This is a genomic window from Fulvitalea axinellae (genome assembly GCF_036492835.1).
Classification (GTDB): domain Bacteria; phylum Bacteroidota; class Bacteroidia; order Cytophagales; family Cyclobacteriaceae; genus Fulvitalea; species Fulvitalea axinellae.
Map to the genome: position 1 here is coordinate 678,982 of NZ_AP025314.1, position 14,784 is coordinate 693,765.

Annotated in this window: 15 protein-coding genes; 12 read left to right on the forward strand and 3 right to left on the reverse strand. The window is 48.7% G+C overall.

Annotation, left to right across the window (positions count from 1 at the left end; translation table 11 throughout):
• Nucleotides 1–96 precede the first annotated feature (96 nt).
• From rplM to AABK39_RS02845, 8 genes are all read left to right on the forward strand, one after another.
• Entirely contained in the window at nt 97–540 is a 444-nt protein-coding gene (gene rplM / locus AABK39_RS02810) for a 50S ribosomal protein L13 (RefSeq protein ID WP_338393398.1), read from the forward strand.
• A gap of 5 nt (nt 541–545) precedes the next feature.
• Nucleotides 546–932, forward strand: a complete 387-nt coding sequence (rpsI, locus tag AABK39_RS02815; protein ID WP_338393399.1) for a 30S ribosomal protein S9 — start codon at nt 546–548, stop codon at nt 930–932.
• 36 nt (nt 933–968) lie between these two features.
• Complete coding sequence (gene rpsB / locus AABK39_RS02820) at nt 969–1,739, forward strand: 30S ribosomal protein S2 (RefSeq protein WP_338393400.1); 771 nt, start codon at nt 969–971, stop codon at nt 1,737–1,739.
• 169 nt (nt 1,740–1,908) lie between these two features.
• The gene (tsf, locus tag AABK39_RS02825) at nt 1,909–2,736 is read left to right on the forward strand and encodes a translation elongation factor Ts (RefSeq protein ID WP_338393401.1); all 828 of its coding nucleotides are present in this window, start codon (nt 1,909–1,911) and stop codon (nt 2,734–2,736) included.
• 111 nt (nt 2,737–2,847) lie between these two features.
• Nucleotides 2,848–3,327 (forward strand): hypothetical protein, encoded by a 480-nt coding sequence (locus AABK39_RS02830; RefSeq protein ID WP_338393402.1) that lies wholly within the window; start codon nt 2,848–2,850, stop codon nt 3,325–3,327.
• Between the two features lie 148 nt (nt 3,328–3,475).
• Nucleotides 3,476–4,201, forward strand: a complete 726-nt coding sequence (locus AABK39_RS02835; RefSeq protein WP_338393403.1) for a polyprenol monophosphomannose synthase — start codon at nt 3,476–3,478, stop codon at nt 4,199–4,201.
• Nucleotides 4,202–4,491: 290 nt separating this feature from the next.
• The gene (locus AABK39_RS02840; protein ID WP_338393404.1) at nt 4,492–4,947 is read left to right on the forward strand and encodes a cold-shock protein; all 456 of its coding nucleotides are present in this window, start codon (nt 4,492–4,494) and stop codon (nt 4,945–4,947) included.
• A 335-nt stretch (nt 4,948–5,282) separates the two neighbouring features.
• The gene (locus AABK39_RS02845) at nt 5,283–6,614 is read left to right on the forward strand and encodes an MGH1-like glycoside hydrolase domain-containing protein (protein WP_338393405.1); all 1,332 of its coding nucleotides are present in this window, start codon (nt 5,283–5,285) and stop codon (nt 6,612–6,614) included.
• Between the two features lie 77 nt (nt 6,615–6,691).
• On the opposite strand, the gene AABK39_RS02850 is transcribed toward AABK39_RS02845, so the two are convergent.
• Nucleotides 6,692–8,554 carry a hypothetical protein gene (locus tag AABK39_RS02850; RefSeq protein ID WP_338393406.1) on the reverse strand — a complete coding sequence of 621 codons (1,863 nt, stop codon included), beginning with the start codon at nt 8,552–8,554 and terminating at the stop codon, nt 6,692–6,694.
• Between the two features lie 214 nt (nt 8,555–8,768).
• Between AABK39_RS02850 and AABK39_RS02855 the strand changes: the two genes are divergently transcribed.
• Complete coding sequence (locus tag AABK39_RS02855; RefSeq protein ID WP_338393407.1) at nt 8,769–11,198, forward strand: hypothetical protein; 2,430 nt, start codon at nt 8,769–8,771, stop codon at nt 11,196–11,198.
• A 47-nt stretch (nt 11,199–11,245) separates the two neighbouring features.
• On the opposite strand, the gene AABK39_RS02860 is transcribed toward AABK39_RS02855, so the two are convergent.
• A complete protein-coding gene (locus tag AABK39_RS02860) occupies nt 11,246–12,196 on the reverse strand; it encodes a Ppx/GppA phosphatase family protein (RefSeq protein ID WP_338393408.1) in 951 nt (316 codons plus the stop codon).
• A gap of 33 nt (nt 12,197–12,229) precedes the next feature.
• Entirely contained in the window at nt 12,230–12,433 is a 204-nt protein-coding gene (locus tag AABK39_RS02865) for a DUF5522 domain-containing protein (RefSeq protein ID WP_338393409.1), read from the reverse strand.
• Between the two features lie 91 nt (nt 12,434–12,524).
• Between AABK39_RS02865 and rdgB the strand changes: the two genes are divergently transcribed.
• From rdgB to AABK39_RS02880, 3 genes are all read left to right on the forward strand, one after another.
• On the forward strand, nt 12,525–13,103 hold the full coding sequence (rdgB, locus tag AABK39_RS02870; RefSeq protein ID WP_338393410.1) for an RdgB/HAM1 family non-canonical purine NTP pyrophosphatase: 579 nt from the start codon (nt 12,525–12,527) through the stop codon (nt 13,101–13,103).
• Nucleotides 13,104–13,150: 47 nt separating this feature from the next.
• A complete protein-coding gene (locus AABK39_RS02875; protein ID WP_338393411.1) occupies nt 13,151–13,780 on the forward strand; it encodes a uridine kinase family protein in 630 nt (209 codons plus the stop codon).
• A 97-nt stretch (nt 13,781–13,877) separates the two neighbouring features.
• Entirely contained in the window at nt 13,878–14,567 is a 690-nt protein-coding gene (locus AABK39_RS02880; protein WP_338393412.1) for a potassium channel family protein, read from the forward strand.
• The last annotated feature ends 217 nt before the right edge of the window (nt 14,568–14,784 follow it).

Sequence of the window (14,784 nt, forward strand, 5' to 3'; positions counted from 1 at the left end):
TTAGCGAATATCCCCCTACATTTGTGGCCCTTTTTCCCAAATGGGAGAAAAGGCAAGGTTTATTTGTTCTAACTTCTAACATTAGAATTAGTCAACGTGGATACTCTTAGTTACAAAACACAATCGGCCAACGCGTCATCGGTTGACAAGGATTGGGTGATAGTTGACGCTGATTCTATGGTGTTGGGTCGTTTGGCCAGCGAAATCGCGAAAATCATTCGCGGAAAGCACAAGCCAAGCTACTCTCCACACGTAGATTGCGGAGACAACGTGATTGTGATCAATACGGACAAGATCCGTTTGACCGGAAAGAAATGGTCGGATAAGGTGTACGTACGTCACACCGGATTCCCAGGCGGCCAGCGCAAGACTACCGCTACCGAGCTGAAAGCCAAGTCTTCTACCCTTCTTGTTGAGAATGCCGTAAGAGGCATGTTGCCAAAGAACCGTCTTGGCAGAAAACTCTTCAAAAACCTTTACGCTTACGCTGGAACAGAGCACAAGCACGAAGGTCAACAACCAAAAGAAATTAAACTTTAATCTCAATGGAAGTTATCAACACGATAGGAAGAAGGAAAACTTCAGTTGCGAGACTTTACATGACTCCCGGTAACGGCGAGATCGTTGTAAACAAAAGACCTCTTGAGACTTACTTCCCTTTCGAGATCCTGCGCACAGTGGTTAAGCAGCCTTTGGCGATCGCTGAAGCTCTCGAAAGCTACGACATCAAGGTGACCGTAGACGGCGGTGGATTCAAAGGACAGGCGGAAGCTATCCGTTTGGCCGTAGCCCGCGCGCTTGTTGAAGTTGACGCCGAGGTTCGCCCAGCATTGAAGAAAGAAGGTTTCTTGACTCGTGACCCACGTATGGTCGAGCGTAAGAAATACGGACGTCGTAAGGCACGTAGAAGATTCCAGTTCAGTAAGCGTTAATCCCGTTTACTTTTTACATTCATTTCTTTTAGGAAAATGGCTCAATTACAATATAAAGACTTACTAGACGCTGGTGTTCACTTCGGACACTTGACGAGAAAGTGGGATCCTAAGATGGCGCCTTACATCTTCATGGAGAAGAACGGCATCCATATTATCGATCTCAACAAAACGCTTGTTTGCCTCGAGGAAGCGTCTAACGCAATCAAGCAAGTAGTACGTTCAGGCCGTAAGGTGATGTTCGTAGCCACGAAAAAGCAGGCCAAAGAGGTTGTTGCTGACGAGGCTGCTAGACTGAAAATGCCTTTCGTTACCGAGCGTTGGTTAGGTGGTATGTTGACAAACTTCGCCACTATCCGCAAATCCCTCAAGAAAATGTCGTCTATCGACAAAATGATGAAGGAGGAAGCGTATACCAACCTTGCGAAACGCGAGCGTCTGATGATCACCCGCGACCGTGCTAAATTGGAGAGAATCCTGGGCGGCATCTCTGATTTGACTCGTTTGCCAGCGGCTTTGTTCATCGTTGACATCAAGAAGGAGCACATCGCTGTTAAAGAAGCGAAGAAGCTCAATATCCCTGTTTTCGCTTTGGTCGACACCAACTCTAACCCAGAGGAAGTGGACTTCCCGATTCCAGGCAACGACGATGCTTTCAAATCAGTTTCACTGATCGTTAAAGCTATCGGCTCTGCTATCGAAGAAGGCTTGACCGAAAGAAAAGCTGAGCGCGACGCGCAAAAGCAAAGCGAAATGGAGGCTGAGAAAAAAGCCACCGACGCTAAGGGAGACGAAGAGAGTAAATAAACCTTGTACCGGCACAAACCGGAATATTGAGTAAAAAAAATTGAACATCGCCTCTTTTGGTGATGTTCAATTTTTTTATTGTAGCTTCAGTGATTTTCAGCTATTTTTGTGCGGCTTTGAAGCCCTTAATACTTGAGATTCACAATTCTATATATAAAATACGCTTAAAATGGCTATTACAGCGAAACAAGTAAACGAATTGAGAAAAATCACCGGTGCCGGCATGATGGATTGCAAGAAGGCATTGGTTGAAGCCGACGGCGACAACGAAAAAGCTATCGAGATTCTCAGAAAAAAAGGACAGAAAGTTTCTGCCAAGCGCGCGGACCGCGAGACTTCTGAGGGTGTTGTTGTTGCGAGAACTACTGAAGACGGAACTCGTGGCGTATTGATCGCCTTCACTTGCGAGACCGACTTCGTTGCTAAGAACGACGGTTTCGTTGCTTTGGCCAACGAAATCCTCGACGTTGCTTTCAACGAGAAGCCCGCTACTACTGAGGAGCTTTTGGCTTTGACTTCTGGCGACCAGACTATCAACGACAAGATCATCGAGATGGTAGGCCGTATCGGCGAGAAAATGGAGGTTAAGCACTACATCGTCGCTGAAGGCGAGAAAGTGGCTCCTTACATCCACTCGAACAAGAAATTGGGCGTATTGGTAACTTTGGCTAACTGCGGAGACGCTGACTTCCTGACCGCTGGTAAGGACGTTGGTATGCAGATTGCCGCCATGAACCCTATCGCTGTAAGCAAAGACAGCGTTGACGAGGCTACTAAAGAGAAGGAATTGGAAATCGGACGTGAGCAAGCTCGCGCTGAAGGCAAGCCTGAGCAGATCCTCGACAAAATCGCTCAAGGTAAGCTTAACAAATTCTTCAAAGACAACACTTTGTTGGCCCAAGACTTCGTTAAGGACAGCAGCGTGTCTGTAGAGAAATATCTCGACGGTTTGAACAAAGGTATGACCGTTGTTGACTTCAAGCGTATCGCTATCTGAAGCGCCGCTCGAAGAAAGAATACCTGTTTTTTGAAGGCCGGCGTGTATTAACGCCGGCTTTTTCATGTAATGGAAACCGGACGGCCCAGCCGTTCCAAACAGTTTTGCCATATGTTACTCCCATTCGAGAATATGCCCGACAACGCCAGGGTGTGGATTTTTCAAAGCAACAGGCCTTTCGGCGCAGAGGAAGCCGATGCGTTGGCGAGCCGTATTGAGCCTTTTCTTGACACTTGGCAGGCGCACAGCGTTGATCTGAACGTGGCCTACCGTTTCGAGGACGAGCACTTCCTTATAGTGGCCGTAAACGAGGATAGCCAGCAGGCTACGGGTTGTTCGATCGACGGACTCACTCGCTTTGTGAAGAGCTTGGCCGAAAACGGCGGTCCCGATTTTATGGATAGGGCCATCGCTTATAACCGCAACGGCGAAGTACGCTTTACGGAGCTGTCGCAGATCAGGGGCAAGATCGCCAACGGCGAGATCGGACTTTACGATTTGGTGTACAACAACGCCTTGTCCGACCTTGATGCCTTCAGGAAAGGATGGAAACTGAAAGCCCAGGACAGCTGGATGAAACGCTATTTCTAATTTTATTAAAACATAGCCAATTCAGTCAACCGAAAAGACTGTTTCCTCCGTTATACTTAAACCCGGCCGTCGCCAATTCCCGATTTCTTTCTGCGGATGCCGGTCTTGGCGAAGTTTTGGCCAGTGTTTTTGCATAGAGCGTATTTTTATGAAAGAGAGTTTAGTAATTATTCCCACTTACAATGAAATCGAGAACGTGGAATCAATTATCCGCCACGTTTTCGGATTGGAAAAACCCTTGGATATCCTGATCGTGGATGACGGTTCGCCTGACGGTACGGCCGCGAAGGTGAAGGAACTGCGACAGGAATTTCCCGAAAGGCTCCATCTGTTGGAGAGGGAAGGAAAACAAGGTTTGGGAACGGCTTATATCGCCGGCTTCGGTTACGCTCTGGAAGCGGGATATGAGTTGATTTACGAAATGGACGCCGACTTTTCGCATAACCCTGACGATTTGCTGAAGCTCAGGGAAGCCTGTCTAGGCGGTGCTGGTGTCGCTGTGGGCTCAAGGTATGTTTCGGGTGTCAATGTGGTCAACTGGCCGATGGGGCGCGTTCTGATGTCATATTTTGCCAGCAAATACGTGCGGATGATCACCGGTTTGCCGATTCACGACACTACGGCCGGTTTTGTGTGCTATCGTCGCGAGGTGCTTGAGAAAATGCCATTGGATCGGATCCGGTTTGTCGGTTACGCTTTCCAGATCGAGATGAAATTCACGGCTTGGAAATACGGATTCAAGATTCAGGAAGTTCCGATCATCTTCACGGACAGGACTTTGGGGACTTCAAAAATGTCCGGAGGAATCTTTACCGAGGCGCTTTTCGGTGTCGTGAGTTTGACTGTCGAAAGTTGGTTTCGGAAGTATAATTAAAAGCTTCGGAGTTTTTGTATGTCTTTTCTTTTGTGTGTACCGCCCTGAATTTCAGCGTGGACCAAGAAAGAAGAGTTTTCTTTTCGTTAAATTTCGTGAAAGGGTTCCAGTTATTTGTCGTACCTTCGTGGCTGATGGGACTACAGGGGGTTCTCCGGTTTCAGCGCCGTTTGTCCGGCCCGGCTTTTGCCGGTTTCGAACAAAAACGTTGTCAATCGTTTTTTATCCTAACTAGTCTTTCGGCCGTACCAAATAGGGCGACCTCGAATTTTATTTTAAAACTGAATTGAATGGCAAAATCACAAGAGACCTTTAGCAAAAAAGAAAAAGAGAAGAAACGCCTTAAGAAAAGGCAGGACAAGCAACAGAAGAAAGCGGAGCGTAGAGCGGCTAGCGCCGAGAACGCTGGCTCAGGACTTGACGACATGATGGTTTATGTCGACGAGAACGGTTTCCTTAGCACGACACCGCCTGACGAAACGAAGAAAAAGAAGGAAATAGACGCCGAGAGCATCGAAATCGGAGTGCCTAAAAGGGAAAAAGAAGATGAGGAGCCTTTGACTGGCCGTGTAGACTTCTTCAACCACTCGAAGGGATTCGGCTTTATCCGCGATTTGGATAGTCGCGAACGTTACTTCTTCCACGTAAACGGCCTTATGGAGCCAGTTGACGAAAACGACAAGGTGACGTTTGAACTTGAGAACGGTATGAAAGGCTTGAATGCCGTACGAGTGAAGAAAATTTAATTCAGGAATAAGCTCGCGCGATTTTGCGTAAGCTGTAATCCGCCCTTTTGAATAGGCTCCCGAGTGGAGCTTTTTTTTGTCTTTTTTTTATCTGTACTCCTCCCGTTTTACTCTTTAGGAAAACCAATGTTCATGCTTTTTTGAATATTGAACTTTTTTGGGAACGGTACTGACACCCTTCCCGAAAAAAATGCGCCCTGCGGAGCTATTTAAAAACCTTTTCTCTCTTTTTTATGTGATTACGCTTCCCTAAATTCTAGAGAAGAAAAGTCAGGAAATGGATTTTTCGAAGCCATACGAAACCAAATATTCCGGATAACAAAATCTAAACGGATATGATAAGACCTTTACTGGCCACAGGATTGGCCATCGTTTTGGCGCTCGGATTTTTGTCTTGCGAGCCCAAATCCATCCAAACAACTCCGGGTACAAACCCCGGCGGAAGCTGGAAACAGCTTAAGTCAGAGGCCAATTCTATCGGTAAAAAGGAGTGGAGACCAATGCTCAGTTATGTGGCGGAGCTACACAAGAAAAGCACGCATCCGCCCGTATGGCCTTTTGAACATGAATGGGAAGAGATTGGCCCGGGATACGTGTACGGACCGGCTTTTGGTCATTGGGATCTTGTACACCAAGTGATAGACCTGATGCCAGCTTATCCGGAACACGCATATAAGCAGTTGCTCAACAACGTTAAGAATCAGGAAGATCACGGAATGGTTCCGGGCTCGTTTTGGATGCCGGGTAGCAAGCTGAACAAGAAAAGAACCAAGGCTAGCTGGAGTAGGGAAAAGCAAGGACACCCTCCGTTTTGGGTTTTCGCCATAGACGATTATGTGGAACTCACCGGAGCCGACTCGGTACTTAAGCGTTTTTACGGACCGCTTGTAAGGCAGATCTCATGGTTTGAGAATAACAGAAAGGCGGAAGGTGAAGGTTTTTATTATACCGACATCCTGACAAAACGTTGGGAAAGTGGCGTAGACGAAGGAATCCGTTTCGATGATACGGCGGAAGGCGCTTGGGCTTGCATCGACGCGACCAGCCATGTCTATTACCTTTATAAAGTGGCTGCGAAGTGGTCCAATATGTTAGGTATGGACGACAATTTTTACGGTCGTCGGGCTGATCAGTTGGAGAAGCATATTCAGGAAGGAATGTATGACAAAAAGGACGGACTTTTCTACGACAGTTGGGCGATGAAAGACGAGAAGCTCCGCACTTTGGCATTCGAAACATTGTTTCCGATTGTGGCGGGAGCGGCTACAAAACCTCAAGCTGACCGCTTGATAAACGAGTACTTGTTGGATACGACATGCTTTAATACGGCTCACCCGATCGCTACTGTAGGCAAGCGGGATCCCAAGTTCGAATTGCGTATGTGGCGCGGGCCGGCTTGGAACAGCATGACGTACTGGGTGGCCAGAGGGTGTGTGAAGTACGGAAGAAAAGACGCCGCCAAGATCATTCTGGAAAAAGCTCTGGACAGTAGTGCCAAGCAGTTTGAGAAGACGGGCACGATTTGGGAATTCTATCATCCTTTGGGCGGTAACCCTGAAGAAGTGTTAAGAAAGCCAGGGTCGGCTAGGAATAAGCCGTGCAAAGATTATTTGGGACACAACCCGGTAATCGCCATGGCGAGGCTTTATGCGGAAATATCGAAGTAACCGCATACTGGAAATATTGATGGGAAAAGCTGTCTTGTGTGAGTGGGACAGCTTTTTTCGTTTTACGAAGAAACAATCTAGCTTGGGTCTCTTCGGGCTGAGTCACCCTCGTCGCCTTGTGTCGGGTACATTTCTTTTTCCCAAGCGAGCATTCCCGCTTCTCGTGGATATAAGCCCAGTTCCGCCCTTGTAGGGTTTTCAAAATCTTCCAAAAAGCGTTCTTCCTCAGGGTTGTTACTGGCTAGCCCTTTTCTCGATTTATCTATACTGGCCAAAGCGCGCATCAATACAAAGTAAGACGGGTACAGACTCAGTGATCCGGATTCGTTTCGGCTGTTCCACTGCGTCGGGGCGTAGATCATCGTTTCGTCTATGCGCATGGTTGGCAAAAAGAGTTTCATTGGATGTTCGGGCAGATAATGGTCTCCTATGAGTACTGTATCGGCCAGGTCCAAATCTCCATCTTCAGGCCTGAAAGTTCCCGTTTGGCCCAAGCGACCAATCTGCTGGCTTCTTTCCCGTGTCCACACAAAGTCGATATATTCACGCAGTTCTCCGGTTAAGAATTTCGGATCAATAGTTCTGTCAGAGTCGAAACCTATAAAATCTTTTTGAAAAGCTCCGGGAGTCAATTCCGAATTTGGAGCGATATAAATGGGGCAACTTCTCCTGCTGTTTGCGATATCGCTGAGTAATGCGGCGGATTCTTCTTGCTGTAGCATCCGGGCTAGGTCGGCTCGTAGGTCCCAATAAAACTTGGGCCCTCCGTTGATTCGCCTTTCCGCCATGCGCCTGAATTTTGTTTTCAGTAACAAAGTGGGACTTACCAATTCCTCGGTTTTTACAGGTGCCGAAGCGATTTCATGATCGTCCTGTCTGAAGGGCAGTACATGGGCGGTTGGTTCGAACGAGACTTTAGATTTTTTCGGAAAGCGCTTTTTGTGTTCGGCGCTGCCTAAGAGGCGTTGCAGGTCATGGCGTTTTTCTTCTTTTTCCTTAATCTCGCCTATAGCCCTAGCGGTTTTCAAGTTTGATTTGCCTTTAGGTTTCCCCGGGTTATAAACTGAACGTTCTATTTCCCAAGGAACTTCGTCTAAACGATCGGTTTCAGTTGACTCTTCAGTGGGAATAGGCATTGAGATGGCTCCTTGGTCTGCGGGTAGCCATTCGCTTGAGTCCTCTGGTGTTTCGGGATCTCGGGAGCTTGTGCTTCGCAATTCCGGGCGGATATCGTCAGAGTGGATGGAAAGAATGGCTACGCTGCTGGAAGACGAGGATTCCGTAATGCCGCGGTGTCTTTGGAATTCGTCCCAATAGTCTTTGGGAGGGAACTGTTCCTGAAGTTCTTCCGGCATTTCTGTCAAAAGGATATTGCCTCTTTTTGCTAAGATGTCTTCCCAAATTTGCTGGACCTTAGCCGGTTTTACTTTCTTTTTGACAGGGCTCCACAGTGTTAATCTGTAATTGATAATGGCTTCCACGCAGGAGCGGCGCTCTTCGGCCACTTGTTCCAGCAATTCGGCCATTAGATAATAAACCGGCCAGAAAGCGTACCGCCTTGCTCCGAGTCTTTTGGAAGTCCGGATTTCGTTTGCGCTGTACCAGTCATAAATCTTCTTTTCCAAATTCAATAACACCTCCATCGACTCGTCGGCCCACTTTTGCAGTTTCTTCGGGTCTTTGCCGGGATTACTTTCCTGCGTCTGCCGATAGCGCCGGAGTAGGCGCCTGATTTTCCAAAAAGAATCCCCACTGCCGTAATGCTCGGCCGTTTCTATAAAGGCTTTTTCGTCCATCATCGCCTGAATTGGCGAGTTGTATTTTTCTGAAGAGGAGTGCTGGGGGAAATTGTCCGTTTTTGGCTGACGGGCTATCCCGCCACGAGTGGCCCCGTGCTTGGTTTGAATCGTAACGTTTTTATTTTTTCGTCTTAAGAACATTGACGCAAATCCCCCTTTCGGGAATATCGATACTCGAATAGCATGCCGTATAATGAGTGGGGAGGAAAAATATGCCTAATGTGTCGCGGTTTTTGGTTTGTGCCGGGCGAAGGTCGGGCAAGGCTGTTTTTGCTGAACTTTTTCCTGAAAAAAACTGTTTAGCCATGAGGCGAAACCCTCCCGAATATCCATAGCTTCCACTTAACCCTATAGGATGTTTTGTTCGAGCAAAACAAGTAAAAAAAGACAGAGCGTTACCGCTTCGGGACAGCAGCGGGCTGTATCGGACTGTGGTGGAAAGCGGGTGGTTCAGGCTTTGATGAGTCTTGAGGAGTTTCATAATGCTACATATAGCGCAGAGGTTGGTAGCCTTGAAGACCGCTACACGGGCAATGAGGAGCTTCTTGAAATAGAGGCTTACCTTGAACGTTACAAGGCGCTTGAGCAGAGGTCTTTTACGCCAGCGGTATTCGCTTCGATGCAACAGATGCTTTTTAAGATGGAAACCGCCTGTAACGGATGGTTTTTCAGGCACCCGATACATTCGAAACTTAGTGTGAAGCTTCACCCATATACAAATGGGATTTTGCGTTTGATCGATGAAATTGATGTCGCTTACCATGAGTTACTGGCAAAATTTGACGCTTGGAAAGAGCGAAACTCTTCGGGTGGATTCAGTTCGTTTACCGACACGGCTGATTCCGTATGGCTTCCGGACGACCCTGACATGTTTGAGGTCAGTGAGGAGGAGCTGATGTTGTCCGGTTTGGAAGAGGGAGTTGATATTACGGTGGTTAACAAACCTTCAGAGAAGGGAAAAAAGGGAATTTCGCAAAAAGACCGTTACAGGTCGCATTTGTCTAGCCTATGGTCAGATAGGGGAGCGAGCACACGCATGAAAATATATGGAAGCCTTGCGCCAGAATATTGGCCAGCCAAAGACAGTGAGCTTTCCGAAAGTATTAATTGGGGCGGGGATTTGCTGGAACAGTCACAGGAAAGCCGTTCTTCTGTAAGCCGGCGTAGCGTTCGTACCCGTTCGTTACGTGGAGAGTTTGGTTTGACGGCGGAAGCCCACCCAACCACACAAAGCGTTGGAGGCAGAAGCGGAACCAGCCGACTGACCAGAGCGTCTCAAAGAAGTGAACCTCGGTCTGTTTTGAGAACGCCCAGTGAAAGCCATCCGGCACCTACGCCACGTCACGTTAATCTGTATGAGCGTTTGGCGAAAGATGCGGGCTTATCCCTTGGCGATGATTTTAAACGCCAGTTGGACGTTTTTCACCTAAAGCTGATGATGATTCCGACAGGGCGGGCGTTGCTCAGCCAAGTTATGGACCCCAATAATTCGGCGGACGATGATATGTATATGTATCACCGACATTCCTTGCACGTGTTCGGGCATGAGCTTAACGATCATACCGCTTTTCTTTCGCAGTCCGATTTGCCGGTAGTGCCGGAAGGCGTTCCGGATTTTGACGCAGAACAGGTTAGCCGACCACGCAGGCTGTGGCAAAAACTGAGAAAACCGGCCAAAAAGGAGCGCCCGGGAGGGCATTTTTCGGATTCTCTGCACGCTATGCAAAGCCTGGGTAATGCGTATTGGTGTCCGGGTGACTATCTGGAAATCTGGGTGCCAACGCAAATCCGTAAAGAGAGCAGTTATTTTGCGAAAAGCTCCGATTGGAACGAATCCAAAAACGAGGGTTACTACACCTTAATGCCTAAAGTGGTGGAATACGCCAGAGGGTTGATTGAAGCGCTAATCAGGCTTCGCGATTACAAGTTTCCGACTATGGATGCGTATTTCGCTTTTACGGACTTTCTCGAAAACCAAATACGGGCGGAGTTGGGAATTGCGCCGAAAGTGGATAGCACTACGGCACGTTTTACGGCCAATACTCTTTATCGCCGTGAGGATGTTATGGGTTATGACCGTTTGTATGGTAAAAAGAAAGCGGGCAAATATCGCCAGTGGCTAAATAAAGCGCAGGACGGCATAGTGGATGAGCAAGCGATATTGGAAAAGGAAGAAAGGGAGTATATAAAAGTAGACGCACCGACCGGTTATCAGGCTGATAGTTACTTTCCCTCTTTTGACCCCACAACCCGAAAATGGAATGTTCCGGCGCCTTATATGAGCCGTTCCAAATTTCAGCTTGGGGGAAATTCGGAAGCTCCGTTAGATGAGTTGATTTATCTTTTGGGAGGAAACTTCCAGGTTTCGGATCCAGTAGGCTTTCATCCCGGAGCTCTTGACTGGAGTCAGCGTTCGGGCGCGTCGGTTTCGCCTGTGATGCATCATCCAGAGTTTGACTTCGAGGTGGTGGCTTCCGGCTCTTCACAGCATGATTTTCAGAAATCAACACCGGTTACTTACCGAGAACGATCAAAAACCCTTTTGGGACGTCCGAAATCGAAGAGTGAAAGCGATCGGATGTTGGAAGAGTATGAAGTGATTCCGGAGAGATCAAGAAGACGGGGAGCTCCTGCGCCTGAGGGCCAAAGGCATGATATGTCAGCGCCGGAGACGGAAGAGACTGGCGGTAGGGCCATGGTGGTGACCGTAGACATTGAACCGGGAGCGAGACAGGAGGTTGTTCCAACCCCTTCGCTGATTGAAGAGGAGCCTGAACAGGATTGACCCAGACTATCTGTTTTGCTGTAAAATAAAATGAGAGTCGGATAGACTTATTCTACTCTAAACCTTCCTTCGCTAATCATATACATCAATCCCTCTTTCAAAGCGTAAGTTGACACGCGGATATTGTTGACGGGAATTTCTCTAAGCAAAAAACGTATAAGGCAGGAAGCGACCACGATTAAGTCTACACGCAAAGGGATCATTCCGGGGACACGCAGGCGCTCGCCTCTGTTTTTGTTGACCAACGTTTGGTAGCAGAGTTCAAACTCTGTGGTGGGTAGGTTAAAAGCGGTTCTGTGCGGTTGGGCCAAAATACCTTTGCTGGCTTCGTAGACCTCCGCCAGAGTGTCAAAAGAGCCGGAAGAGCCGATAAATTCCACGGGAGGGAAACGGCGCGCGACTTCCAGCACTCCCGTCAGTTCTTTTTCCAAATAGGCCTCGAGTTCCTTGATCTCTTCTGGCCTGATAGGGTCGTGGCGTTGGAATTTCTCGATTAGGCGTTGGGCGCCTATCTCAAGGCTGCGTTGCCAAAACACCCTCGATTCGTTGCAAAAAATGAACTCTACGCTTCCGCCACCTATATCTATGATCAGGGAAATGTCGTCGCTTAGCCTCAGCGCGCGCTTTACGCCCTCGTGAATCAGGTAAGCCTCCCTGTCGCCGTCTACGGTATGAACCGTAAAACCGGTGCGTTTGTGGGTTTCTTTGATGAAGGAATCGGCGTTAGAAGCGTTGCGAAGGGCGCTTGTGCCTACCAAGATGGCTTTGTCGGGGCCTATGCCGTAACCGGCCAACGTATCACGGAAATTCTCCAAAGTTGAGAAAGCCCTTTCCATAGCTTGGGAAGTTATCCTGCGTTCGCTTATGCCACCTTCTCCCAACCGCACGCCAACCCTTTCGTTGACAAGCATGTCCATGTTGCCGGACTGGAATTCGGCCACCAGCAGGTTAAAGGTATTTGTACCCAAGTCTACAATCGCTACTTTCTCGTCCTTCATATCCGCAAAAGTTTGGCGAATTTAATCATTCCATTATGAAAATAGAATAAAGCTATCTTTACTTTCCTTCATATTTTCCTTCCATGGGCAATGTCTGCATTTGTTCTCCTTGCGGGGTTTGCAACAGTGACCTCTTTCCAAATGGTATTGACGGGTAAATACACACCTTCCCCGTTCGTCCAAGTAGTAATGTATCCCCTCTTTTAGCTCCTTGTTATTGATAATGATTTTGGCCATAAGGCGTATTGTGTCTATTTTTGCGAAATTAAGCACAATATCGATACCGGTACAAGCCGAGGCGCCCGCATTGGCGCACAAACTCAGTCATATGAAAAAACTTTGCTTCGCCACCAACAACCCGGGCAAAATAGCCGAGATAAAAGGCCTGCTCGGAGGCAAGTTCGAAATCCTCAGCCTCGCCGATATCGGGTGTGACGTGGACCTCCCCGAAGAACAGGACACCATGGAGGGCAATTCTTCGCAAAAAGCCCGTTATGTATATGACCATTTCGGCGTGGACTGCTTTGCCGACGATTCCGGCCTGGAAGTGGACGCTCTAAACGGTGCTCCCGGAGTGTATTCGGCCAGATTTGCGGGACCACAACGCAAAGACTCCGACAATATCGACCTTCTTTTGACTAAGCTTCAGGGCAACAGCCAGCGGGGCGCCAGGTTCAGGACGGTGATCACCCTGATAGAAGGAGGGAAGGAGACGCAGTTTACCGGAACGGCGGAAGGCGACATTACCGAAGCGAGAAGCGGAGAGAAGGGCTTCGGCTACGATCCCGTTTTCCGTCCCGAAGGCATGGAATTAACCTTCGCCGAAATATCGGCTGAGGAAAAGAACAGAATCAGCCATCGTGGCAAGGCCGTACGCTCGTTGGTCGAATATTTGGCGCAAAAATAATGTCTTTGTCCGGGAACGATACCCGGTAAAGAAACACACTATATCTGATGGAAACACCTTACTTTGTCGGGATTACGGGCGGTAGCGCTTCGGGGAAAACCCGGTTCCTGAACCAATTGATGGCTTATTTCGGTGAAGATGACGTTACGCTTATCTCGCAAGACAACTACTACAAACCGCGGCACCTCCAGCCCGTGGACGAGAACGGCGTACACAACTTCGACAAGCCGGAGTCTATCGATTTCGATGCGTTTATGGACGATATCGATAAGCTGAAAAACGGCGAAACGGCCGAGCGCGAGGAGTATATGTTCAACAACCCGAACGCCACTCCGCGTATGCTCAGCTTTAAACCCGCTCCGATTGTCATCGTCGAGGGCCTTTTCGTATTTTACGACGACAAGATCAGCGCTTCGCTCGACACCAAGGTGTACATAGACGCCCAGGAACATATCAAGCTCAAGCGCCGCATCATCCGTGACAACGCCGAACGCGGCTATGACCTGGACGACGTGCTTTACCGTTACGAGCGTCACGTGATGCCCACTTACGAGCGTTACATCAAACCGACGAAATACGAAGCCGACATCGTAGTGCCAAACAACACCGACTTCAAAGGCGGTTTGGAAATCTTGGTGGGCTTTATGAGAACAAAACTCAACGCGGTCGGGGCCTAAAAGGCCCGGTGGAGAAAGAAGGGAAGAGGGGGAAGCGCTAGATTTTATACGTGTAAGCGCCCGGCATGCCGGACGCCGAACCCAAAACACCAAACAAGTGAACAATTTCGCAGTAATAGGACTCGGCCAGTTCGGCGAAGCCATTGCCAAGACCCTTTCCGCGCGTGGCGCTGGGGTGCTGGCAATCGATATCGATTACGACAAGATTGAGGCGATAAAAGAGGAAGTGGCTCACGCCGTACAGCTCGACGCCACCGACAGGCGAGGCTTGGTTGCGCAAAACATCTCCGAACTCGACGCCGTGGTGGTAGCCATTGGCGACAACTTCGAGTGCATGCTCCTTACCATAGTAGTTTTGCAGGAGCTTGGGGTAAAACGCATAATGGGTAGGGCGGCCAACGACCACCAACGGATAATCCTGCAAAAGATGGGCATTACCGAGATCATATCTCCGGAAGCCACCATCGGACAGAGCGTGGCCGAACAGCTTTTGCAACCGAATATCTATTCTTACCTGCCTTTGCCCGACGATTACGAGATCGTGGAGATCAAGACGCCGGCCAAGGTAGCGAATATGGTACTGAAGGAAGTGGGCTTGCGGGACAAGTACGACTTGAACCTGATCACTATCAAGCGGAGCTACCAAAAGGTACGTGACGGCCATTCCGTACAGGAAGAGCATATCATTGGCGTGCCTAAGGCCAGCACGGTGCTTTACGCCACCGACATCCTGATAGTGATGGGCAAAAAACAGGACGTGGACCGCTTTATTACGCTGAACAGCTAAGCGAAGAAGACCATACGAAATGACAAAACCCCGCCTCGGATAACTCCGGGACGGGGTTTTGTTGTATTAACCCCGAAACATATAACCCCAAAACAGCGATAGGCTGGGACTCCTCCCCGCCTATCCATTTCACTCAGCTATTTTGTGTGGAATCGTAGCGCTCGGGTACGCACTTCCCTTACGCTAACATTACAAATATAGAATTATAGTTCAGATA